Source organism: Streptosporangium sp. NPDC048886 (assembly GCF_055586905.1).
The window spans coordinates 24,378-46,969 of record NZ_JBVJHH010000049.1 but is presented as its reverse complement, the minus strand read 5'-3'; the positions used below and the strand labels follow the sequence as shown (position 1 = coordinate 46,969).

24 protein-coding genes and 2 pseudogenes are annotated in these 22,592 nt (G+C 70.0%); 13 read left to right on the top strand and 13 right to left on the bottom strand.

The genetic code is table 11. The features are described from left to right. Complete coding sequence (locus ACZ6R6_RS41335) at positions 1-651, top strand: hypothetical protein (protein ID WP_470102392.1); 651 nt, start codon at positions 1-3, stop codon at positions 649-651. 231 nt (positions 652-882) lie between these two features. Next, positions 883-1,407, top strand: a pseudogene (locus tag ACZ6R6_RS41330) (transposase); the annotation flags it as partial. 538 nt (positions 1,408-1,945) lie between these two features. Here the strand turns inward: ACZ6R6_RS41330 and ACZ6R6_RS41325 are convergent. After that, entirely contained in the window at positions 1,946-2,209 is a 264-nt protein-coding gene (locus tag ACZ6R6_RS41325) for a transposase (RefSeq protein ID WP_470102391.1), read from the bottom strand. Between the two features lie 202 nt (positions 2,210-2,411). After that, positions 2,412-3,269 carry a maleylpyruvate isomerase family mycothiol-dependent enzyme gene (locus ACZ6R6_RS41320; RefSeq protein WP_470102390.1) on the bottom strand — a complete coding sequence of 286 codons (858 nt, stop codon included), beginning with the start codon at positions 3,267-3,269 and terminating at the stop codon, positions 2,412-2,414. Between ACZ6R6_RS41320 and ACZ6R6_RS41315 the strand changes: the two genes are divergently transcribed. After that, positions 3,268-3,474 (top strand): hypothetical protein, encoded by a 207-nt coding sequence (locus ACZ6R6_RS41315; protein WP_470102389.1) that lies wholly within the window; start codon positions 3,268-3,270, stop codon positions 3,472-3,474. The two genes, ACZ6R6_RS41320 and ACZ6R6_RS41315, sit on opposite strands and share 2 nt — an antisense overlap. 153 nt (positions 3,475-3,627) lie before the next feature. Here the strand turns inward: ACZ6R6_RS41315 and ACZ6R6_RS41310 are convergent, their stop codons facing one another. After that, positions 3,628-4,209, bottom strand: a complete 582-nt coding sequence (locus ACZ6R6_RS41310; RefSeq protein ID WP_470102388.1) for a TetR/AcrR family transcriptional regulator — start codon at positions 4,207-4,209, stop codon at positions 3,628-3,630. A 161-nt stretch (positions 4,210-4,370) separates the two neighbouring features. Next, positions 4,371-5,060: a sensor histidine kinase gene (locus tag ACZ6R6_RS41305; RefSeq protein ID WP_470102387.1), complete on the bottom strand. Its 690-nt coding sequence runs from the start codon at positions 5,058-5,060 to the stop codon at positions 4,371-4,373. A 224-nt stretch (positions 5,061-5,284) separates the two neighbouring features. On the opposite strand from ACZ6R6_RS41305, the gene ACZ6R6_RS41300 reads away from it, so the two are divergent. Further along, the gene (locus ACZ6R6_RS41300) at positions 5,285-5,737 is read left to right on the top strand and encodes a hypothetical protein (protein WP_470102386.1); all 453 of its coding nucleotides are present in this window, start codon (positions 5,285-5,287) and stop codon (positions 5,735-5,737) included. Here ACZ6R6_RS41300 and ACZ6R6_RS41295 read toward each other — a convergent pair. The 4 genes from ACZ6R6_RS41295 to ACZ6R6_RS41280 all read right to left on the bottom strand — a co-directional run bounded on the left by ACZ6R6_RS41295 (position 5,703) and on the right by ACZ6R6_RS41280 (position 8,276). Next, positions 5,703-7,094, bottom strand: a complete 1,392-nt coding sequence (locus ACZ6R6_RS41295; RefSeq protein ID WP_470102385.1) for an FAD-binding oxidoreductase — start codon at positions 7,092-7,094, stop codon at positions 5,703-5,705. The two genes, ACZ6R6_RS41300 and ACZ6R6_RS41295, sit on opposite strands and share 35 nt — an antisense overlap. Before the next feature lie 87 nt (positions 7,095-7,181). Further along, positions 7,182-7,310 carry a hypothetical protein gene (locus tag ACZ6R6_RS41290; protein WP_470102384.1) on the bottom strand — a complete coding sequence of 43 codons (129 nt, stop codon included), beginning with the start codon at positions 7,308-7,310 and terminating at the stop codon, positions 7,182-7,184. A 46-nt stretch (positions 7,311-7,356) separates the two neighbouring features. Continuing rightward, positions 7,357-7,782 (bottom strand): DUF4267 domain-containing protein, encoded by a 426-nt coding sequence (locus tag ACZ6R6_RS41285; RefSeq protein WP_470102383.1) that lies wholly within the window; start codon positions 7,780-7,782, stop codon positions 7,357-7,359. A 62-nt stretch (positions 7,783-7,844) separates the two neighbouring features. Beyond that, complete coding sequence (locus tag ACZ6R6_RS41280; protein WP_470102382.1) at positions 7,845-8,276, bottom strand: hemerythrin domain-containing protein; 432 nt, start codon at positions 8,274-8,276, stop codon at positions 7,845-7,847. 113 nt (positions 8,277-8,389) lie between these two features. Here ACZ6R6_RS41280 and ACZ6R6_RS41275 point away from each other — a divergent pair, with 113 nt between their 5' ends. From ACZ6R6_RS41275 to ACZ6R6_RS41255, 5 genes and pseudogenes are all read left to right on the top strand, one after another. After that, on the top strand, positions 8,390-11,629 hold the full coding sequence (locus tag ACZ6R6_RS41275; protein WP_470102381.1) for a BTAD domain-containing putative transcriptional regulator: 3,240 nt from the start codon (positions 8,390-8,392) through the stop codon (positions 11,627-11,629). 215 nt (positions 11,630-11,844) lie between these two features. Continuing rightward, entirely contained in the window at positions 11,845-12,084 is a 240-nt protein-coding gene (locus tag ACZ6R6_RS41270; RefSeq protein ID WP_470102380.1) for a hypothetical protein, read from the top strand. A gap of 22 nt (positions 12,085-12,106) precedes the next feature. Continuing rightward, positions 12,107-12,664, top strand: a complete 558-nt coding sequence (locus tag ACZ6R6_RS41265; RefSeq protein WP_470102379.1) for a DUF4158 domain-containing protein — start codon at positions 12,107-12,109, stop codon at positions 12,662-12,664. Between the two features lie 10 nt (positions 12,665-12,674). Then, on the top strand, positions 12,675-13,316 hold the full coding sequence (locus tag ACZ6R6_RS41260; RefSeq protein ID WP_470102378.1) for a nucleotidyltransferase domain-containing protein: 642 nt from the start codon (positions 12,675-12,677) through the stop codon (positions 13,314-13,316). 620 nt (positions 13,317-13,936) lie between these two features. Beyond that, positions 13,937-14,413 (top strand): annotated as a pseudogene (locus tag ACZ6R6_RS41255) (GtrA family protein); the annotation flags it as partial. 282 nt (positions 14,414-14,695) lie between these two features. Here ACZ6R6_RS41255 and ACZ6R6_RS41250 read toward each other — a convergent pair. From ACZ6R6_RS41250 to ACZ6R6_RS41235, 4 genes are all read right to left on the bottom strand, one after another. Then, a complete protein-coding gene (locus tag ACZ6R6_RS41250; RefSeq protein WP_470102377.1) occupies positions 14,696-14,872 on the bottom strand; it encodes a hypothetical protein in 177 nt (58 codons plus the stop codon). A 98-nt stretch (positions 14,873-14,970) separates the two neighbouring features. Further along, positions 14,971-15,867, bottom strand: a complete 897-nt coding sequence (locus ACZ6R6_RS41245) for a YwqG family protein (protein WP_470102376.1) — start codon at positions 15,865-15,867, stop codon at positions 14,971-14,973. A gap of 431 nt (positions 15,868-16,298) precedes the next feature. Beyond that, positions 16,299-16,805: a universal stress protein gene (locus ACZ6R6_RS41240; protein ID WP_470102375.1), complete on the bottom strand. Its 507-nt coding sequence runs from the start codon at positions 16,803-16,805 to the stop codon at positions 16,299-16,301. Positions 16,806-16,810: 5 nt separating this feature from the next. Next, positions 16,811-18,067: an SLC13 family permease gene (locus tag ACZ6R6_RS41235; protein ID WP_470102374.1), complete on the bottom strand. Its 1,257-nt coding sequence runs from the start codon at positions 18,065-18,067 to the stop codon at positions 16,811-16,813. A gap of 240 nt (positions 18,068-18,307) precedes the next feature. On the opposite strand from ACZ6R6_RS41235, the gene ACZ6R6_RS41230 reads away from it, so the two are divergent. Both ACZ6R6_RS41230 and ACZ6R6_RS41225 read left to right on the top strand, forming a co-directional pair. After that, complete coding sequence (locus ACZ6R6_RS41230) at positions 18,308-18,958, top strand: hypothetical protein (RefSeq protein ID WP_470102373.1); 651 nt, start codon at positions 18,308-18,310, stop codon at positions 18,956-18,958. Between the two features lie 348 nt (positions 18,959-19,306). Further along, a complete protein-coding gene (locus tag ACZ6R6_RS41225) occupies positions 19,307-20,002 on the top strand; it encodes a DUF4158 domain-containing protein (RefSeq protein WP_470102372.1) in 696 nt (231 codons plus the stop codon). 70 nt (positions 20,003-20,072) lie between these two features. Here the strand turns inward: ACZ6R6_RS41225 and ACZ6R6_RS41220 are convergent, their stop codons facing one another. Next, positions 20,073-20,969 (bottom strand): RNA polymerase sigma-70 factor, encoded by an 897-nt coding sequence (locus ACZ6R6_RS41220; RefSeq protein ID WP_470102408.1) that lies wholly within the window; start codon positions 20,967-20,969, stop codon positions 20,073-20,075. 271 nt (positions 20,970-21,240) lie between these two features. Between ACZ6R6_RS41220 and ACZ6R6_RS41215 the strand changes: the two genes are divergently transcribed. Together ACZ6R6_RS41215 and ACZ6R6_RS41210 are read left to right on the top strand one after the other, a co-directional pair. After that, positions 21,241-21,759, top strand: a complete 519-nt coding sequence (locus tag ACZ6R6_RS41215) for a carboxymuconolactone decarboxylase family protein (RefSeq protein ID WP_470102371.1) — start codon at positions 21,241-21,243, stop codon at positions 21,757-21,759. Between the two features lie 40 nt (positions 21,760-21,799). Further along, positions 21,800-22,546 (top strand): SDR family oxidoreductase, encoded by a 747-nt coding sequence (locus tag ACZ6R6_RS41210; RefSeq protein ID WP_470102370.1) that lies wholly within the window; start codon positions 21,800-21,802, stop codon positions 22,544-22,546. Positions 22,547-22,592 lie beyond the last annotated feature (46 nt).

Genomic DNA, 22,592 nt, shown 5'->3' with positions numbered 1-22,592 from the left:
ATGCCATCTGACCAGGCGTGGGTGGACATCGCAGTCCCACGCCCGTCGGTTCGGCTGCCGGGGGTCAGCATGGCCGGGTTCTGCCATCGCGCCCCGGCCTCGGTGGACATCTCCATGATCGCCTACCCGTCCGTCACCCTGCTCGTCGATCTGGGCGAGGGAGAAGGTATCGTCTACGAAGCCCCTGGCCGGCACGAGCGCGGCAGCGTCGTCGCCGGGCTACTCCCCGGCGATCTCCAGGCAACTGGCCGGGGAGCCGGACAGTTGCTCCAGATCCGGCTGGATCCGGTCGCGGCGGCTGCGTTGCTGGGCGGCGCATCGGCCGAGCTCAGCGGGACGGTGGCAGCCCTTGAGGACGTCTGGGGCCGCGACGCCGGGCAAGCCGAGGACAGGCTGCGCACCGCCACGTCGTGGGACGAACGCTTCACGATAGCGGTGGACATCCTGGGCCGGCGGCTGGGCGACCACCCGCCGGTCGACCCCCAGGTCGCCCACGCCTGGCGGCGGACGCTGTCCAGCCGGGGCCGGGTGCGGGTCGACGGCCTGGCGGATCCTCGCTCAGGGTGCCGCGGAGCGGTTCGCAGGGCTCGCTCCAGCCATTCCACCCGGCGGGGGCTGCGTCGCTGGCCGGTCAGCTCTTCACCGTCGTGACCCTTTCAAGATCATCCCCATGTGGGTTTTGGGCTTATGTGGGCTGTTACCTGACAGGCCAATCCGGCTACGACAAACGCCCGCACAGGGCCCTGCCCCTCCTCAAACGAGCGATCCGAGCCCTGGCGCAAGACACCGCCTGCGGACCAACTCCATATGGGTCGCCGACTCCCACCCCCGTCGAGTGGATCCGACCCCGCCCTCCGCCCGACCGTCTCCGACCCGAACACGATCAAGCAGGCCATGGGACACCAGCTCACCGCCCTACTTGGCCAGCTCGAAGCGACCTGCACAGCCGAGCAGAACCTGGCTACCCTCGTGGAGGAGGCCTTCACCCAGCACCCCGACGCCGAAATCATCACCAGCTTCCCCGGTGTCGGCCCGCTGGTCGGCGCCCGCATCCTGGCCGAGATCGGTGACGACCGGACCCGCTTCGCCGACGCTCGCGGCCTGAAGGCCTATGCCGGCTCGGCACCGGTCACCCGAGCCAGCGGCAAGTCGCGGCACATCATGACCCGCAAGGTCAAAAACGACCGCCTGGCCGCCGCCGGCTACATCTGGGCTTTCGCCGCATTACGGCCCTCACCAGGGGCTCGGGCGCACTACGACCGTCGCAAAACAGCCGACGACGCCCATACCGCAGCTCTACGGCACCTGTTCAACCGCCTGATCGGCTGCCTCCACCACTGCCTCCAAAAGCGCCGAACCTACGATGAATCCGTCGCGTTTCCACCTCGTCTCACAGCCGTGGCTTGACACCACAACGTGCTCGGATGTCTGAGGACACGTTCGGGAGTGGAAGGCCAACCTGGCCGCCTCATGGCATAGATGAACCCGGGTACCCATCGTCTGGCCGGCTCGCGCGTCCTCGCGGGTGAGCAGTCCCCGACTTGACGAGTCGCTTGAGTCGGTCGGCGAGAATATCTGAGGCGATCCCCTCGATTGAGTTGGCCTGCAGCTCTCGGAAATAGCGGCGGTCTCCGAAGACGATGTCGCGCAGGACGACCTGGCCACGGGTCAGTCGGCGGAGCCGATGAGGTACACGCACGGATCGAGCGGGATCGGGTGTACGTGCTCGCCTTGCGTGAGGGCCATGTCCCAGTGACCTGCGGGTCGGCCCATCGGCTAAGCCCGGCTGGGAGTGGGTAAGCGATGTGCACAACGGGCAAGCCCAGCGCCTCGCCCGACTCGGCTGACCGACGACTACGTGACGCTCCCCCAGGTTCGGATTCCTTTCGGACCGAGTCTGGGGGCAGTACCGTTCGAGACAGAGCGGCTCGGCCGGGACCCCGTCTCACCGGCCCGCCGCCTCCTTCACCCACAAGACCACCGAACGCTTGAGGACATCACGCTCCATCTCCGGTTCAGTGCGTTCCTTGGCCCACTCAGCCCGCTGCCGGCGCAGCCGGACCAGTTCCTCTCGCTCGGACTCGGTCAGTTCCCCAGCGGTGTCCTGTTCACGGGCCGGGCGGTCCATCTGCGTCCAGTTGGCCAGCGTGCCCGCGTTGATCCCCAGGTCCTTGGCGACCGAGGCGATCGATTTCCTGGTCTCGTGCACGATGGGGTCCCGGTAGCAATGAAGAAATTTCCAACGGATACGCAGGTCGGAGCCCCTGTAAGGGCCCTCAGCACGGCCAGGAAGATAGGCCGCTGACCTGCATATCCGTTGTCTCCTGCGCCGTTACTACGGAGACCCCCTGTAGCTGCGCGGATGACGAGTACCGGATGCCACGGGCCGGCCTGGCGTGTCGCGGTTGCGGTCAGTAGACGATCGACACGATCTGACAGGCGGCTTCGCCCAGTTCACGGTCGCCGTCGATGCGGACACGGGCCAGGGCGGTGTCCGGCTGGATGCCACGGGTGCACAGCCGCCAGGCGGTCTCCGTGTCCAGGCGGACGGCCGCGGCGGGGCGTGCGGGGTCCGGCTGGGCGAGGGACCAGCCGGGTCCGGTGGCCGTCACGGTCCAGGTGCCCCCGGCCGGGCCGTCGATCCGCACCTGGATCTGTGTACCGGACGGCGCGGCGACCTCGCGCAGGGTGTGCGGCAGGGCCCGCATGAAGGTGTCCAGGACCACGGACAGGAATCGCGGATCGGGGTCGGTGTCCTGGCCGGCTGCGTGGCGGATCTGCTGGCGGTGGGTCCAGAACTCGGTGAAGTCGCGGGCGCTGTCCAGCCACATCGGCGCCGGATCAATACCGGCCCAGGACACCCCCAGCGACAGGCTGTTGGGGTCGGTGGCCTCGAAGAACCGGGCGACCTGCCCGCCCACCACATCGAGTGTGTCGCTGAGCGCGGCCGGGCTCACCCGGCGGTGGGCCTCGACCCATTCCTGGTTGACACGGTGGATGAACGCCTCCAGGCTCTCGCCCGGCGCGAAGGCAGGCCCGTCCCGGTGGCCGTCGCGGTCCCGGGCCAGGCGCCCGTAGAAGTCCCCCAGGACGTGCGCGGCTAGATCCCGCACAGTCCAGCCCGGCACCGCCTCCTGGCCCCAGTCCGCGGGCGCCAGGCCGCGCAACGTGGCCATCAGCGCGGCCTGTTCAGGCGCGAACAGGAAGCGGGCATCGATCGGAGTACCGAGCCACGAGGGGCTCGGCACGTCAGTGATCCGGGAGTTCATGGCTCAAGCCTGCCAACCGAAAGACCCGATCACCACCGAATACCTCATCCAAGCCGATCATGCCGCACTCCCGGCCGGGCCGCGACGGCTCGGCCGCGGCGACCGGCCGGCCGCCTCGTGCTCGGACGTCATCGCGGCCGCGGTGGCCGCGCTGCTGGAGCACCGGGGCTGCCAGCTCGGGCGCGCACCGTGCCGGACGGAGTGATCGCCCACATCGCCATCGACCGGGCCCGCCGCCGCGGCGCTGCCGTGCCCCTCGGCCAGCGCCCACCCCCCGGCCGAGTCGCGGAAGGTCAGCTTGGCCACATCCACCACCAGGCGGCTGTGGCCGCGGACCAGGGCGCCGCTCGGCCCGGTGTCACGCTCCGGTCGGCGTCAGGGGTGCCGGCATGCCGGTTCGGCCGGTGTCCGGCCCGCCGGAGGCGTCGATCAGAAGGCGTGCGACGGCCTGGGCCTGGTGGGCGGTCTCGGGGGTGGCGAAAATGCCGGCAGTGGCCATGGCGCCGTTCACGAGGATCGACAGCTGGTCGGCGACGTCCGCGGGCAGGCCCGCCGCCGCCACGAGCTCGCTGAAGTAGTCCGTCACCGCGCACTTGTGGACACGGGTGATGTCGGCGATGCGGTCGGAGACGCTTCCCATCTCGCCGAAGGCGTTGATGAAGAAGCAGCCGCGGAATCCCGGCTGGCTGAACCAGTTGTAGAGGTAGTCGAAGACGGCCAGGATCCTGTCCACGGGGGCGCTGGCGTGGGAGTCGACATATCGGATGATGGCCGCGCGGGCATCGATGTCACGCTGGCGAAGCACCTCGTGTATCAGTTCGTCCTTGGACGCGAAGGTCGCGTAGATCCGCTTGAGCGGCACACCCGAAATATCACGGATGGTGGCCATATCGACCGCGTGCACACCGCGTTCGTTGAAGAGCGCGTCGGCCACCCGCATGATCCTCACTCGATCCATTTCGTTGCCCAACCTCGTCACCTCCCTGCGAGGATCGTCGTTCTCTTGTGCCGTGTGGGCGTCAGGTCGGCGCCGGTGTCGGCTCGACACCGACGATCTTTACGGGCGGCGCGTCCGGGGGGACGACCGGCCCGGGCGCGGTCTCACAGATCCGGTTCCGCGTTGACGGGCAGCCGGAGCACGAAGCGCACGCCTCCGGCCGGGGTTCCCTCGACGGTCAGGGTGCCGTGATGGGCCTGGGCGATTTCCCGGGCGATCGTCAGACCGAGCCCTGTTCCCCCGAGGTCACGGCTACGGGAGGTGTCCACCCGGGCGAACAGATCGAAGATCCGGGCCCGGTCGGCCTCGGGCACGCCCCGGCCGTCGTTGGTCACGGTCAGCTCGGCGGCGCCCGCTTCGTGGCGCACTTGCACCAGCACCAACCGCTCGGCGTGCCGGTGGGCGTTGTCCAACAGGTTGCTGAGCACCCGGCCGATCTGGTCCTCGACGGCGTCGACGGTGACGTACGGGTCCATGCTGAGCTGGACCCGGTCCTGGTCGCTCCGCCGGGAGATCTCGGCGTCGACCAGCCTCGCCAGATTCACCGGCTGCGTTCTCGCCGGCCACGCGGTGTCCAGGTGGGCCAGCAGGAACAGGTCGTCGACGATCGCCTGCAGCCGGTCGAGGTTTCTCAGGGCGCGCTCCAGCACTCCGTCCATGTCGATCTCCTCCGAGTGCAGCCAGGCGTCCTCCAGCTCGGCACGGAGCCCGGCGAGGGGCGTGCGCAGCTCGTGGGAGGCGTCGGAGGTGAACTGCCGTTCCCGCTGGAGCGCCCGCTCCAGCCGTTCTTCCATGTCCTCGAGACTGCATCTCAGATCGTCCGTCCTTCGGGCGCGGTCGCCGGAAGGACGGGGTTCGAGCTGAACAATCTGGTCGATGAACGGCGCCAAGGGCTGGCATTGCGACATGACAGTTTCCCTTTCTGGCAAGGATTGGGAGCTTTGTCCCGTTATCACACGGTATGAGAATGATGGTTCTCAAACAAGATGAGATGCCAGCATTCAGGTAAAACTCCGGCATGCGGGGAGCCGGCCCGCCGGAGGCCCGCGGACACACCGCCGGCGCACCGCGCCGGCACGGAGCCGACAAGGTGTGGCTGAGCGAGTCGGAGATCGCCGCCGTCTACCGGCGCCGCGACTACGGGGCGCTCCTGCGCATCGCCTGGCCGACCTGCCCGAGCCGCCGCCGGCCACCGCGGCCCAGAGCGGTCCCGCCTGCCCTCAGCCCCCGGGGCCGCGGTCGGGCCGTTACCCAGCCGCTACGTCAGGTCGGCCCGGTGATCGATTCTTCCATCCCCGGGCACCGGGTGAGGTTCTGCCAGATCGGGCCGGTGGCCGCGCGGGCTCCATCGCCCTGGTTCACCGGCGCCATCGCCCGCCGGTCCGCCCCCGACCGTGCAGACCTCGGCCGCCTGCTGGCCCGCTTCGCCGACGACGTCACAGCTCACCTGACCCTCCTTGAGGACAGGTGAGCTTGTGGATCGTCCTGGCCGTCGGCGGCGCAACGGCGGAGCCGGTCTGGACGAGCACCGGGTAGTTGGCGCGGAACACGTTGTGCGGGTCGCGGGCCCGCTTGATCTCCCGCAGCCGCGCGAGCGCGCTGCCGGAGAAGGACTGAGCCGCCGTCTCACCAGGAGACAGCATGGTGTACGGCTTGCGGCCGCTGATGTAGGCCTCCAGGTCGGCCACGACCTCGGCCTGTTTGGCGCGCGTCGCATCGGCCACGTGCGGCAGGCCGAGACCCAGCAGGCCGAGCAGGTACGGCTCAGCCGCAGCGCCGCTCGCACCGGCTCCGCCGTACAACTCGGAGAGCGCTCCGCCCAGGTGTCTGATCTGCACGTTGATGAGTGGTTCGACCGGCTTGGCGAGCAGGAGCTCCACCGCGTCCGCGTCCAGGCCGGTGAGCAGCTCCGCACGAGTGATGGAGGGGGCCGGATCGGTGGGCTCGGCGGTGATGTCACCCAGGTCGGCAACCGGGACGACGCCGCGGCTGTCGAAGATCGCACCCTCGATCTTGTCGACGCGCGCCAGCAGGTCCTCCCCCAGAGCAGCCTCACCCAGGTAGACCAGATCCAGCGTGACCATCGGCGACGCGCCGGGCGGCTGGAGCCGGTTGATCCAGACACTGAGTTCACGCGGCGCCTCGGCGGTGATCTCCAGGAACGCGTCGTACACCTCTCTGGTCCGGTGCTCCGGCCAGATGACGCGCCCGCCGTACATGGTGGGCACGGGGTACAGCTCGAGTTCGAGGGCGGTCGCCACCGCGAAGTCCCCGCCACCGCCGCGCAGCGCCCAGAACAGCTCGGGATCGGACTCGGCGGTCACCCGGCGCGGCTCGCCATCGGCGTCCACGATGTCGACAGCCCGCACGCTGTCGGAGGCGAAGCCGTACTTGCGGCTGAACCAGCCGACCCCGCCGCCCAGGGTGTAGCCGGTCACGCTGACCCCCGGCGCGCTGCCGGCCAGGCCGGTCAGACCCAGCGGACCGGCCGCCGCCAGCACCTGCCCCCACTTCACGCCCGCGCCCACCCGGGCCACGCGCTCCTCCGCACGTACTTCCACCTGGTTCAGCAGGCCGGTACGCAGCAGGATCAGGCCTTCCACATCGCCGGAGGCGCCATGCCCGCTCGGCTGCGCGGTCACCGTCATGCCCGCCCGCCGCGCGTAACGCACGAGCGCCGCTACGTCATCGGCATCCGCGGCCTCCACCACGGCCGCGACCGGCTGCCTGACGGTGAGGTTCCACGCGGTGGCCGCCTGCTCAAAGCCGTCGTCATCAGGCAGGAGCACGCGCCCCTTGAGGACACCGCGCAAATCGTTGATCGTCATAGTCGTCTCCCTTTTTCGAGTTCTCGGAAATGCGCCTGCCGGACCACGCGGTTTACGCGACGAGCAGGAGCACACTGATCGCCGGCATCACCACGGCGGTGGCGGCGTGGATGCCGAAGCCGGCAAAGGCTGCGGCGCCCAGAAGACTCGGGCGCCCATGAAGATGACGCCCGCGCCGATCAGTCCGGCGAGCACAGTGGCGATGTCGCTGAGCATGAGTTGCCCCCTCAATCCCCGATTGGCCCTCGGCGGGGCGATGGCATCAGGCGGGCTGCGGGGCGGGCGTCGCCGGAGCGGCCGCGACCTTACGGGTCTCGCGCATCATCAGCAGGCCGTTGATCAGGATCAGCGTCGCGGTCAGGCCGTGGACGCCGAGCGCGGTGGCCACGGAGCCGTGGTGGGCCAGCACGTTGGTCATGTCGCCGTACGCGGCGAGGGCCTCCACCAGCAGCACCCAGCCCAGCGCCCGGCGGTGGCCCGTCACCAGCAGGATGCCCAGGACCAGGGCCAAGACGACGTCGCGGATTCCCTTGATGATCAGGAAGCCGTCGCCGTCGCCGGACGGCCAGCTCGGCAGGCCGTAGCCCGGCGCCACCGTCTCCGGGCTCAGGATGAACTCCGTCCCGAACCAGAGGATGAAGAGGATGAAGGCGACGGCCAGGACGGTGTTGATCTTCTTCAGCGACATTGTTCTTCTCCTTGCGAGTCTTGGTGAGCTTGGTGGAGCTTGGTGAGTCGTGTGGGGCCTGATCAGGCCGCGCGGACGCGGCTGATGTGGCGGGCGTAGCGGGGGCGGCCGATGATGTGCCAGATGCCGCGTACCGGTGCGGAGAGGGCGGACAGGAGCGTGGCGCGCTCGCCGGCTCCGGCGGTGGCCTCCCACGCCGGGACCGCGGTGTCCAGCCGGGTCAGCGTTGCCGAGATGCGTTCGTGCTGGGCCTCCATGCGCAGGACGATGTCCGCCTCCAGATCGACCCGGGACAGGAGCGGCGGCCACAGCAGCTCGTCCTCGCCCTCGTGGTGGTTCTTCAGTCCCAGCCGGTAGTCGCGGAAGTGGTCGGCGATCACCTTGGCGCGAGCGGTGTCACCCGGGGCGACTGCCGCGACGAGTTCCATCAGCAGCCGCGACTCGCGGCGGAGGGCGCGGTGGACGATCTCCATGTCCCGGGTGTTGACGCTCATCTGTTCCTGCCCTTCGTCTGTTCGATGTGCTCAAGACTGCTCCCGGGGTTTTGGAAGGCACTTGGAGTCGATTTGGAATGGGTGAGGCGACCGCGCGTACGATGTGCCACGTCATGGTCTTGATCCGGGTATTGGGCTCGTTCGCGGCCGAGGCCGGCGGCGAGCCCGTTCCCCTCGGCGGACCGCGGCAGCGCGGCGTGCTGGCCCTGCTGGTGGCGGCGCGCGGGCAGGTCGTGCCGGTCGACCGGATGGTCGAGGACCTGTGGCGCGGCGAACCGCCGTCGCGCGCCCTGGTGTCGTTGCAGGCGTACGTTTCGAACCTGCGCCGCCTGCTGGAACCCGGCCGTCCGCCGCGGACCCCGGCGCGCCTGCTGGTGAGCGCGTCGCCCGGCTACGCACTGCGGTTGCCGCCGGGGGCGGTGGACGCATGGCGCTTCGAGGAGCTGCTCGACGAGGCCCGTAGGCTCGCCGATCCCCGTGCCGCCCGCGCCCGGCTGGACGAGGCGCTGGCGCTGTGGCGGGGCCCCGCGTTCGCCGAGGTCGCCGATGAGCCGTGGGCCGCCGCCGAGACCGCCCGGCTGAACGAGCTGCGCCTGGTCGCCCGCGAACTGCGCATCGCGGCGGGACTGCGGCTCGGCGACCCCGCGGCGGTGGTACCCGAGGCGGAGGGCCTCACCCGCGACGCTCCCCTGCGCGAGGAGGGCTGGCGCATGCACGCCCTCGCGCTGTGGAGCAGCGGCCGCCAGGCCGACGCCCTGGCCGCGCTCCGTCGCGTCCGCGCCGTCTTCGCCGACGAGCTGGGCCTCGACCCCGGCCCGGACCTGGTGGCCCTGGAAGAGGCGATCCTCACCCAGCGCGCGGACGTCCTGCGCGCGGCTGCCCCTCCCTCCCGCGCGACTACGCCCCGGCCCCGGGCAACCGCGCCGCCGCCTCCGGACAACGGGCCCGGCGCGACAGCATTCGTGGGGCGGGAGGGCGAGCTGGCGGCGCTGGTGGCGGCAGCCGGGGAGGCCGCCGCCGATGGGGCGCGCGTCGCGCTCGTCACCGGGGAGGCGGGACTCGGCAAGTCGGCGCTGCTGGAGCACCTCGGCGCGCGACTCGGACGGGACGGGTGGCTCGTGGCCGCCGGGTGCTGTCCCGAGGTTGACAGCGCGCCGCCCGCGTGGGCGTGGGTCGAGGCGCTGCCGAAGGTGGCCGTGAGCGTTCCTCCGGGGGAGTTCGCGGACGACCTGGCGCCGCTGCTCTCCGACTCCGCGCCAGTGGGCGGTGACGCGACGGCAGGGCGGTTCCGGCTGCGGCAGGCCGTGTGGAACTGGCTCGCGGCGGCCGCCGCCGACCGGCCGGTCGCCGTCGTCCTGGACGACCTCCACTGGGCGGACGCCGCCACGCTGGAACTGCTCGGCGGCGTCGTCGGCGTGCGGGCCCCGATCCTGGTCGTCGCGGCGTACCGCGCGGACGAGAGCGAGCGCCTCACCGACACGCTCGGGTCCCTGGCCCGCACCGCGCCGCTCCGGCTGGACCTGCCCGGGCTGGAAGGCGACGCCGTCGCGGAGCTCGTACGCGCCGAGTGCGAGGCCGACGACGCGACCGTGGCCGGGATCGCCGAGCGGACCGGCGGCAACCCGTTCTATGTGCGGGAGAGCGCGCGGCTGCTGAACGGAGAGGGCGCGCTGGTCGCGCTCTCCGAGGTCCCCGAGGGCGTACGGGACGTGCTGCGGCGCCGGCTGGCAAGGCTTCCCGAGAGCGGCGTGTCCGTCCTGCGGCTGGCGGCGGTGGCCGGCAGGGAAAGCTCGGTGGACGTGCTCGTGCAGGCCGCCGACTCCGACGAGGACGGCGTGCTGGACGCGCTGGACGCGGGCGTCATCGCCGGCTTGCTCGACGAGCCCGGGCCCGGGCGCGTCCGGTTCGTCCACGCGCTGGTCAGGGACACACTGGTCGCCGACGTCAGCCGGTTGCGAGCCACCAGGATGCACGCCCGGATCGCCGCCGCCCTGGAGGGCACCGGCGACGTCGCGGCGCTCGCCCATCACTATGCGCGAGCGGGATCACCGAAGGCCGTCGGCTATTGCGTACGGGCCGCCGAGCTGGCCGAGGCGCGCTACGCCCACGACGTGGCGGCCGCGCTCCTCACCGACGCCGTCACCAACTCCAGCGAACCGGACGAGCGCGTCGACCTGCTCGGCAGGCTGCTGCGCACGCAGATCAGGGCCGGGGACGTCGCCGCGGCCAGGGAAACGCGCGAGCAGGCCGTGGAGTATGCCGAGTCGATCGGCCGCGACGACCTGATGATCGCCGCGTTCACCGCCTGGACCGAGCCCACCCCCTGGCTGGCCCGCACGTACGGCACGGTCGACCGTCCCATCGTCGGCCGCCTCAGCCGCCTGCTCAAGCGGACCGGCCTCGCCCCCGACGTGCGGTCCCGCCTCCTCACCTCGTACGCCAACGAGCTGGTGGGAGAGGACGATCCGACGGTCATGGCGGCGGCGCGGGAAGCACTCGACCTCGCCACCGATCCCCGCCTCCGGGCCGCGGCGCTCCTGGTCCTCGCCCACGACCCTGGGCGGGAGGAGTACTCCCGCGAGCTGGTGGAGATCGGCGTCGAGCACGACCTGCCCGTCTACCGCGTGACCGGTCTGCTCAACCAGGCCGTGAACGCCGCTGCGGCCAACGACCCGGCGACCATGCGCCGCGTGACCGGGGAGATGCTCGACCTCGCCCGCGCCTACCGGATGCCGGAGGCGATCGGTGTCGCCGAGATCGCGCTGGCGACCCTGGTGCTCATCGAGGGCCGCTACGCCGAAGCCCACCGCCTCTACACCGAGGCCACCGGACGCCTGGAACGCGCCGGATCGGTGCACGCCTCGGGCTTCCTCCGACTCGCGCTGGCGGTGATCTGGCTGAACGACGGCACGCTCGGCGACCACCTGGACGACGTGCTCACTCTCCACGAGGCGCTCGGCCCGATGGTCGCCGACCTGCTCACGCTCGCCCTCCACGCCGCCGGCCGCAGCGACGAGGCACGCCGGACCCGCACGTCACCGAGCCCGATCCGGCCCGACTTCTTCTTCACCTTCCTGACGAGCCTGCGCGCGACAGCGATCGTCGCGCTGAACGACCGCGACGCCGCCGAGGAGATCTACGCGGACCTGCTCCCCCACCGCGACGATCCCCCGGCCGGCGCGGTGAGCCTGTCGCTGGCCCTGCGTCCGGTCGCCCACACGCTCGGCGAACTCGCCCTCCTGCTGGGCCGCGGCCACGAGGCCGCCGCCCACTTCGCCCAGGCCGCCACCATCGCCGACCGGTGGAACGCACCCCACTGGGCCGCCGAGGCCCGGTCGCGAACGACCACCTAGTCTCTGCCCACGGCCCCGCACATGTGTGACACAGAACTTGGATCACCTGTCACACTGCCCTGCGTCGGCTCGCGTCCGCCCAGCACGCCGTCCGCCGCGGCGGGAGTGACTCGGCAACGTTATGTCTCACATCCCCCCGGGAGGGAGGTCATCGGGGGTCCGTCGCCGCGTTCCCCGGCCGGTCCGGCTCATCCGGCGCCTGCACCCTCGCGGCCGTGGTCGAGCGCTACTTGGACCAGATCCAGACCGCCACCACCCGCGCCAGCTACGACGAGACCCTCGCGCGCCTGACCGACATCGCCGGTGGCGCCAGCCCCGTCGCCGACCTGACACCCGACGACTTCGCCGCGGTGATGAAGCACTGGGACAGTGCGGCCGCCGCGACCTGGAACCGCACGCCCGCGGCTGGACGCTCCACCAGCAACGCATCACCGCTGTTCAAGATCTCAGCGTAGACCTCCGCTGACCGCGGTAGCCGTGGATCTTCCGAGGGCGGTCGTCGAGCTCGGGCAGTTCTTTCGGCTGGGCCGCAGCGCGCTGGATGCTCTGGCGTCGAAACGACGTCCGGCGACCAAGCTCGGGTGGGCCGTGCAGTGGGGCACGGTACGGATGCTCGGGGTGTTCCTGACCGATGACCCGCTGGCCGTTCCGCCGGGCGCGTTCATCGCTGAGCAGCTCGCGCTGGATCCGGCGCACTTCGCCGACTATGGCCGGCGGCAGCAGACGGTCTACGAGCACGCCCGGGAGATCCGCGAGTTGCTGGGCCATCGCGATTTCGGCGCGTGTGAGGCGGAGGTGCGCCGGTACGTGGCGGCCCGGGTGTGGGCCTCCAGCGAAGGACCGCGGGCGCTGTTCGACCGGGCGCGGGTGCACATGCTCAGGGAGCGCATCCTGCCGCCCGGTATGACGGTGCTGGTGCGGCTGGTCGGGGAGGTGCGGCGGGCGGAGAACGAGCGGTTGCACGCGCTGCTGTCGGGCCGGTTATCCGCTGAGATGCGTCGCGCGCCGGTGGGGCCCGTTCGATCCCGCTTGTAGGCTCCTTCCGGTGAGTGAGCAACCGCTTGATGGTGGCATGGAGCTGTCACCCGCCGAGGTCGAAGCCCTCGATGCCAGGTGGTCATCCTGTTGGACTCCGAGCGAGGTCGCGCAGCGCCTGGCCGGGATCTCCACGGCCTGGTGCGTGGCTGCGGGCTGGGCGCTGGATCTGTTCCGCGGCACGCAGACGCGCGAGCATGGGGACATCGAGATCGCAATCCCCGCCGCCGGCTTCCCCGAGGTCCGCGACCGCTTCCCCCGATACGCCTTCGACGCGGTCAGCAGTGGCCTCATCTGGGAGAACGCCGCACCGGACGTCCTGGCCGCCACACACCAGACCTGGCTTCGCGAGCCGACCACCGGCAACTACCTGCTCGACGTCTTCCGCGAACCGCATGACGGGAGCACCTGGATCTGCCGACACGACGAGACGATCCAGCTCCCCTACAGCGACATCATCCACCACAGCCCAGACGGCATCCCGTACCTGGCACCCGAACTGGTCCTGCTGTTCAAAGCCAAGCACGCCCGCCCCAAGGACCAGGCGGACTTCCGCGGCACCATCCCGCGCATGACCCCGACTCAACGCCGGACCCTGGCCGAACTCCTCACCCACGCGCACCCAGGACACCCCTGGCTCGCGGAGCTGTAACCGCGCCTCGTGCAGCTTCAGACCATGGATGGCCGGATCCCAAGGGAGCGGGCCGCCGACACCCCGTGGTCGCGGAGGTCATCGCCTGCTGAAGTTTCCATATGGGAAGCTCACGGAATTCGGCGGGCCCCGTCCCCGGCAGGCACCGACCCGCGACGCTGCCCCTATGACCGCCACTTCGCCGCCGGACCTGGTACGGCACTACTCGGGGTGCCGGTAAGAAACGTGTCATGAGCCCAAACGAGCGGCTCGCCAGTCCGAAGCCTCTCCAGAGCCTGCTTTGATCTTGTGCGAAATCGATGGGTTTTCTGACGGACCTTCTCCGCGCGTCTGCTACGGCATCAGTGGTGGGGCGCAATGGAACGAATGTATGGTGGCCGCCCGATCGGTGTTGAGCATCCGCTTTCGGCGGGGAGTCGTCCCAACGTCGTGTCCGGGCTGGAGTTCGCTGTGTGGCTCATCCGGTCACCGGGACGGTCCGGCCCCTGACGGGCGCTCCACCGCGAAGTACTCGACCGTGGTGTGAGCGAGGATTGATACCAGATGTCGACAGGTGCGGCTCCAGCCGCCCGAGCCGGAAAGGCCGTGTCAGTGAGTCTTGAGACCAGGGTGTCCGGCTGGTGAGGAGATCGGGATGCTTCGAAACGGCAAAAGCAGTACTCGCAAGATTGCCAGGTCCGCTGCCCGCCCTTGCCCTGAAGCACCGGGAGCTGCTGAAGTTCGCGGTGGTGGGTGGAACATCGTTCCTGGTGGACAACATGGTGTTTTACGGGCTGAAGCTAACTGTTCTGGAACCGAAGCCGGTGACCGCGAAGGTCATCGCGGTGCTCGTGGCGACGATCGTGTCCTATGTGCTGAACCGTGAATGGTCGTTCCGGACCAGGGGCGGTCGCGAGCGCCATCACGAGGCGGCGCTGTTCTTCTTGGTCAGTGGCGTCGGTCTGGTGCTCAGCTCCGTGCCGCTCTGGATCTCCCGGTACGTGTTCCTGCTGGAGACCCCGGACGTGAGCCTGGTCACCCAGGAGATCGCCGACTTCATGAGCGCGCAGGTCATTGGCACGCTGATCGCCATGGTCTTCCGTTTCTGGGCGTTCCGGAAGTGGGTCTTCCCCGATGAGGAGGCCGACCCCGGCCGCGTGCGGCTAGCTGTACTCGATCATGAGGTTGGTGACAGTCGGCTGATCGACGGAAGACCGCCGAGTGCGCTGTGACGCCGTGGGGTGTTGTAGTAGTCCATCCATGGTCCCAATGCCACGGCGTGTCACCAACCTGCCAGCCAAGTACATCAGCGCCTAAAGGACCATCGCGCCGAGACCTGTCCTACTTCGGTTGATGCTTTACACCCCTTCGGCTGACCTGCCTCCTGTGATCGTTGACGATCACGCGGGGAGGCCGGGCTGGCCGGGCGCAACGCCGCGCCGGCCGAGCAGGTGGCCGAGCATGCCAAGCATGACGCCGCCGAACGTCGGGTGACCGACCTGTACACCAAGGCCGTCGAGCAGCTCGGCCACGAGGCGGCCGCGGTGCGGCTGGGCGTGGATGATCTCAGTATCCACATTCAGTTGATCTTTGTCTGTGAGTCTGTGTGCCAGGCGAGCATCCGGGTGGTGAACCACGCCTGGGAGATCAGCAGTTCGTACATGGAGCATGGCCCTCATTGGGTGAAGTACAGAGCCCGGTGCCGCGGGTCAGCGGAGCAGACGTAGATCCCGGCGTCCGCGGCGTCGTCCACGAGGAAACCGGTTGCCTCCCGGGCGAGCGTGTACTCCTCCGTCTCCCCCACCAGATGCTGTCCTGTCACGCTGCACAGGTACGTGTGCGGGTTCTCCGATACGAGCGGCAGGTCCTCGTAGGAGTCCACCTGGAGCAGGAGGACGAGAGGCGCGCTGCACTCGGGGCAGTCCATGCTCTCGGGCATGTCGGTGGAGGCCCAGGACTTGCTGCCGCCGACCTTCCAGCCGGCCGTGAGGCTCTTCTCCCAGTAGAGGTCGTCAAGCTCCTCCCCGTTCTCCAGCTGTTTCCGGAGTCCGGCGGGCAGTTCCTCCCACCAGGGGTACTCGACGATCAGCTCGGGATGCACGGTGCAGGGCCGGGGGACCTCGTCCCACTGCCCGTTCCAGTGCTCCCAGGGGTCAGGCTGCGCCCCCGGCCCGTGCGCGACCTCGCCGGAGCGCCGCCAGAAGACCTGGCAGTGCTTGCCCTGGAACTGCGGTTCCGGCAGGGCGTGCGTCGTGGGGCACCACACGATCTGCACCAGGTCGGTTTCCTCGGGGAAGGGGATCTCGGGGACGTCGGCGGCGTACAACTGGGCCACGGACACCATCGGCACCGATCGTCCGCTCCCGTGGTCCGCGTCCGCGCAGTGCGGCCAGGGCTCGTCCACCGGCCAGAGCATCGGCCCGCCGACATGGCTGTCCCGGATGCCGGGCTCGCCGCGGCGCGGGCGGAGCCCGACGACCGTGCGGGCGAGCAAGGACAGTCCGGGCATGGCGGCCAGGAGACGGGCCAGGTCGTCCTCGCCCTCTTCGGGGGATCTGCGCGTGCCGGTCACGCGTGCATTCTTCTTGACTTGGTGTCCGCCCCGGAAACGGCGATCAACCACAGCGATCAAACCGTTATGGATCCCGAACAGCCCGACGCCCACCCGCATCGGAACGGCCGGTGCCGGAAACTCGAACCCCGGCGGCTCGCTAACACCACTGGCCGTTCGGTTGCTGCTCAAGGGCCCAAGCCGGGCCGCTACCGCAGATAATCGTGTCAGGTCAGCCGCTCCCGGCAGACTTCCGCTCTCGTCCCACCGGGTCACCGTCGTCTGGCAACCGCAGATACTCGGTGGTTATCTGCGGTAGATCGTCACGGAGCGTACAAGCGCACGATCCGGTTCCGATGTTCCTCACACCCCGACGACTTGCCCGCGTTCTTCCCGGTCTTGATCGTCAGCTTGCCCGCGATCTCCGGCACGGGCCCGCCCGGTGCCTGCCGCTACTGGTGACGCGGCCGGGGCGGGCGCGACGGCGGGGGCGGGATGGTGGCGATACCGGGCGCGGGTTCGGGCCACACCAGCAGCACGGGACACGGGGCGTGGTCGACGATGAAACGGCTGGCCGGCCCTAGGCTGTGCGGTCCGAGGTGGCTGCGGTCGCCGTCGCGGGCGAGGACGAGCAGGTCGGCGTCCTCGGCGGCGGCGACGACTTCCCGCTCGATGCGGCCGGTGCGCTCGACGCGGGTGCACGGGCGACCCAGACGCTGCGCCGCCTCGGCGAGGAGCTCATCGGCGGAGGCTGCGGCCAACTGCTCCACCCGTGTGCCGGGGTCGCGCTCGGGGTGGCCGCGGCCCAGCAGCCCGGCGAACGCGCCGTGCGCCGCACCCGGGACGTCGGCCGGGGTGACATGGAGCAGCACGATGTCCGCGTCCTCGGGCGCGTATGCACGCGTGGCGTCGATGCCGGCGGGCCAGGTGCCCTCGGTGATCCAGGCGATGACTTTCATGGCGGTCAGCCTCCGATCAGGGTCAGCGAGGTCCACAGTGCCAGTACCGACAGCCCCAGCGTGGCGGGCACGGTGAACACGCCGAGCCGGGTGAACTCGCCGAGTTCGACCTCGCTGTCGTGTTCGTGCACGATGCGCCGCCACAGCAGCGTGGCCAGGGAGCCGGCGTAGGTGAGGTTCGGGCCGATGTTCACCCCCAGCAGGACCGCCAGGACCGCGCCAGGCCCGGACGGGGCGGTCAGCGGCAGCAGCACCAGCACGGCGGGCAGGTTGTTGATGACATTGGCCAGCACGGCGGCCAGCGCGGCGATGCCCAGCAGAGCCGCGAGGTCCGTGCCGCCCGGGATCAGGTGGCCCAGCCCGGCCGCGAGCCCGTGGTCGACGACCGCGCGGACCACGACTCCCAGAGCCAGGACGAAGGCGAGGAACGGCACCGCGGCGGCACGCACGATCGCCGCGGGCGTGGTGCGCCGCTGGACCAGCGCCCGCACGGCGAGCACGGCGGCGCCGGCGAAGGCCGCCCAGGCCGGATCGATCCCCACCGCGGAGGTCAGGACGAACCCGGCCAGCGTGCACGCCACCGTGACCAGGGCGAACACCGGCAGCTCGGGTGGCTCGGCGACGGCAGGGGCCTGAGCCCCGGCGTCCAGGTCGGTAGCGAAGAACCGGCGGAAGACCACGTACTCGGCCGCGATCGCCACCAGCCACGGCAGGGCCATCAGCACGGCGAACCGGGTGAAGCTCAGCCCGCTGGCGGCGAACGCCAGAAGGTTCGTGAGGTTGGAGACCGGCAGCAGCAACGACGCGGTGTTCGACAGGTGGGTGCAGGCGTAGACGTGCGGTTTGGACCGGGCGCCGAGCCGGGCGGCGGTGGCGAACACCACCGGGGTCAGGAGCACGATGGTGGCGTCCAGGCTGAGCACCGCGGTGATCACTGATGCGGCGGCGAACACCTGGACCAGCAGGCGACGTGGGCGACCTGCCGCGCTGCGGGCCATCCACGCTCCGCACGCGTGGAACAGCCCCTCGTCGTCGCACATCTGGGCCAGGACCAGGACGGCGGCGAGGAAGCCGATCACCGGTCCGAGCCTCGCGGCCTCGTCGCGGGCGTGGTCCAGCGAGATCGCTCCGGTAGCGATGACCACGCCTGCGGCCGGGACCGCGACGACCGCCTCCGGCCAGCCGAACGGGCGGATGACGGCGCATGCCAGCACCGCCAGGAGCAAAATGACGGAGACAGCCTCCGCCACAGATGAGTTCACCCCTAGATCTTCTCCCAGCCGTGTGATAAAGCGGCCAGCGCATCCACAGGAGGGTGAATCACCCCGGGCTGCCCTGCCCCAGCCAGCGCCCGGCATAGCGACGCGGCCGAAGGGGGTCCCGGTAGTAATCGCAGAAAATCCACCACGCCGACCATGACATCAGCTATGAATCGGTCTACGAGATCACCCACCGCCCCAGCGCCAGCGGCGAGCGCTACCTCGAGACCCTCTCCTGGCGCTATGTCGGCCCCCGGGAAGATGCTCGGCCAACGCGGCTACATCACCGTGCGGACCGACGACCTGCGCGACAGCCAGCCCACCACCGACGACGGCCTGAAATGGGGGGCCAACCTGTACAAGGTCGTCGAGCGAATCTATCCCTCCATGCGCGAGCGCGACCGTTATCGGACCCTCATCGCCGCGGCCCGTGAGAGCGCGCCGACCGTCGCGGTGCTGCTGGCCATCGGCGTGGCCGGCGGCCACCTGGAGTGGGACACCGACGAGACCGTCGCTCAAGCCGCCCACCGCCTGAGCCTGGACGGGGCCTGGACGCTGCGCAACAGGCAGTCGCTGCTCGGCATCGAGGAGGAGGTGCTGGCCGAGACGATGCGGTTGCTCGGCCAGCGTGGCGAGCCCCGCCGCTACGCCGCCAACTTCCTGGAGCACCGCAGTGCGATCTTGGCCGACCTCGACAACCGGGGCGTCGTGCTCGGCGGTCCGCTCTTCGACACCGAGGAGGTCGCCGAGCGCGCGGGGATCGCCTCTCGCACCCTCAACTCTTATCTGGCCCGTGACCAGGCTCCGAAGCCCGACCAGGGGGAGGGGACCCGCAAGCCGAAATGGAATGAGATCACCGTGACCGCGTGGCTTCTCACCCGAAAGAGTGCATGAGCGCCCGCGACATCCGAAGCTGCCAGGGTTTCTCAGCGCACGAGTACGGCTTGCGACTACACACCGCGCAGCCTTGGGTGCGGCCAGTCGGGCCGCCTCCCGGGTGGCTCTGTGTACAGGGCCCGGACCTCCTACAGCTACGGCGAGCCGCCACCCGCGGCCAATCTGAGGACTCTCGGGTGATATGCGAAGAGTTAGCTATCGGTTTCAGCACGTAGTCATCTCAGGTGGTGCATACCTTCCGGTAACCCCTCGGTCTTCTCGATGGCGATCGAGCCGATGGTGGCATAGCTCTGGGGAGGAGCTCCACGTGCGTACCGACTGGGAACAGGGTGAGCTGATCAGCGTGTGGACGCTGGTCGAGGGCGATTGGGACCTGGTCGGGGAGAAGATGGGGGCCGGCAGGCTCGGGTTCGCGTTGATCCTGAGTTCTACGAGATCGAGGGGCGGTTTCCCGCCTACCCAGAGGAGATCCCGGCGGCCGCGGTGGAGTACGTGGCATCGCTGGTAGCAGTGGAGCCGGGGCTGCTGGCGAAGTACTCCTGGCGGAGCCGGACCATCGAGCGCCACCGGGCGCAGATCCGCAAGAGGTTCGGCACCCGCCCGGCGACCGAGGACGATGAGGAGCGGCTGGCCCAGTGGCCGGCCGACATGGTGTGCCCGATCGAGACGAGCCGTGATCGCCTGGCCGACGCGGTCCAGGCCCTCGCGCGGCCGGAGCCGACGCGGCTGCGGCTGGAGCTCGTCTTCAGCCCGGACAACGCCGCCCGGGCCGCCGAGCTGGCCGCGCGGGAGAACGGCTGCTGTTCCTTCTTCGCCTTCACCCTCACCATCGCCGACGGCGGCCTGGCGCTGGAGGTGACGGTCCCGGCCGAGCACGTCGAGGTGCTGGACGCGCTGATCGAGCGCGGGGGTGTGCAACTGGTGGAGGCGCTGCCGCTCGACGCCTTTGCCGCCGAGCACCTGCCCGGCGCGCGCAACGTGCGGGCCAGGTGCCGGGGCTTGCCCTTCACCTGGCCTGACGAAATTCGGTCGTCATGGTGAAAGGCCAGCCCATGCCCCAGCGTCCCGGCGCAGGGGGGACGAGGAGCGCGGTCGGTAGGTCGTTCCTGCCTCAGCGGCTCACTACGGTCTCCTGCTCCACGCGCGACAGCTTCTCGGGATTGCGCACGTGGTAGGCGCCGGTGACGTAGCCGTTCTCCACGCGCACCGCCACCACTCCGTCGAGCTCCCCGTCGACACGGACGAGCAGCCCTGGGCCGCCGTTGATCTGCACCAGCTCGGTCGACCTTTCTGCGTCGCGTTTCCACCAGCCGATGGCCAGCAGGCGTGCCACGTTGTCGACCCCCACGACGGGCCGCAGCAGGGCATGCTTGATTCCCCCGCCGTCACTCAGGGCGACGACATCCGGCGCGAGAACATCGAGCAGGCTCTGCAACTCGCCGGTTTCGACCGCTTGCTGAAAGGCATGGAGTACGGCTCGGGTCTCGGCCGGGGAGGCGATGCCGCGTGGCCGGCGCGCGGCGACGTGGGCCCGCGCCCGGTAGGCGGTCTGGCGGACCGCGGCCGGGCTCTTGCCGACGGCTTCGGCGATCTCGTCGTAGTCCAGATCGAACACCTCGCGCAGGACGAACACTGCCCGCTCGATCGGCTGAAGCGTCTCCAGCACGAGCAGCATCGCCATCGAGACGCTCTCGGCGAGTTCGACGTCCTCGGCCACATCCGGCGCGGTCAGCAACGGCTCGGGCAACCACGGACCGACGTAGGACTCCTTGCGCCGGCCGAGCGCACGCAGCCGGTCCAGCGCCTGCCGGGTGACGATCCGCACTAGGTAGGCACGCTCCTCCCGCACGGTGGCCAGATCGACGTCCACCCAGCGCAGCCAGGTTTCTTGCAGGACGTCTTCGGCGTCGGCGGCCGAACCGAGCATCTCGTAGGCAACGGTGAACAGCAGGTTGCGGTGGGCGACGAACACCTCGGTGGCGGAGTCCGAGGAGCCCACGGACTCCATGGAGCCGGCGCGATCGAGCGGCTCGGCCGGGTCCGCACTTCGTTCGCTGCGCTTGCTCATGCCCGGCTCCCGCCTGTTCGCTCTTCGCACTGCCACACGCACGAGACGCCGACCCCCACCGCTCCGTAACACCCACGGTAGGTGGTCTTTGTCACATGGCCTCGCTGTTACGGCGCTCGGGGCGCCGGCGTCTCGTGGTCGTCAGAACGCCGCGCGAACGATCCGTACGGCATCACGGCAACAAACCACGAGCCGAAGGAAAGACCTCACCATGTCCACACCCACGACGACCGGCACGACGACCGAGCAGGAGGGCCTGCGGTCGCGTATGCCCAACCCCCTCCCCTTCCTTCCCGAGATGGCAGGAATCGCCGAAGGGCTGCACAAGGTCATCCGGAACGGCGCGCTGCCGCAGACCACCATCGGCCTGCTGCAGTTGCGCGCCGGGCAGATCCTCGGCAGCACGTACTTCACCATCCGGGAGACCGCCAACCTTCGCAGGATCGGGGACTCGGAGGAGCGCATCACCGCCGTGGCCACCTGGCACGACGCCACTTCCTTCACCGACGCCGAACGGGTCGCGCTGGAGCTGGTGGAGGCGGTCCTCACCCCGAACCCGTCCGGGGAGCGTGTCCCCGATGAGCTGTACGCCAAGGCGTCCGCGCACTACGACGACAAGGCGATGTGGACGCTCATCATGGCGATCGCTCACATCGGCTTCTTCACCCCCGCAGCCCTCATCGCCAAGCCGATCCCCGGCATGCCCCCCGGCCAGAACTACAGCGACTAGATCCTCCGGCCAGAACGACGGCGACCAGAAAGGCATGAGCATGAGCAAGATCGCAGTGGCCGGAGCAACCGGGCGGCTGGGCCGCCACGTCGTAGACGTCCTGGGTGAGCTGGGGCACCAGGTTGTGCCGATGTCCCGCGCCACCGGCGTGGACATCGTCACCGGCGACGGCCTGGCCGACGCCCTCACCGGCGTCGAGACCATCATCGACGTCGCCTCGTGGCACTCCTCCGATCAGGAAGCGGCGACAAAGTTCTTCCGCACGTCGGCCCGCAATCTGCACGAGTACGGGCAGAACGCCGGGGTCGCCCGGATCGCCATGGCGTCCATCATCGGCGTCGAGAACGCCACCGCCGGATTCCTCGCCGCCAAGAAGGTACACGAGGAGGTCCTCCTGTCCGGCCCACTGCCGGTCCGCATCCTGAGGGCCGCACAGTTCCACGAGTTCGTCGGTCAGCTCCTGGACTGGCAGCAGGGCGACGTCGCCTACATCCCGGCCCTGCCCTCTCAGCTCGTGGCCGGCCGCACCGTGGCCGAGACACTGGCCGACCTGGCCCTGAGCCACGACGCACCAGGCATACCGGTCCCCGAGATCGCCGGTCCCCGCAAGGAGACCCTGGCGGAGGCGGCCCAGCTCCTCGGCGCCCGCCGAGCGATCAAGGTCGTCGCCGCCGACGGCTCCGGCATGCCCGATGCCGAGATCGCCGCCGCCGGTGGGTTCCTGCCCGGCCCGCACGCCAAGCTCGCCGGACCCACTTTCCAGGAGTGGCTCGCCACCCAACCCTGAGCCAGCCGTACGGCAGAGCCTTGCCCCTGTTCCCGTGGACTCCGCG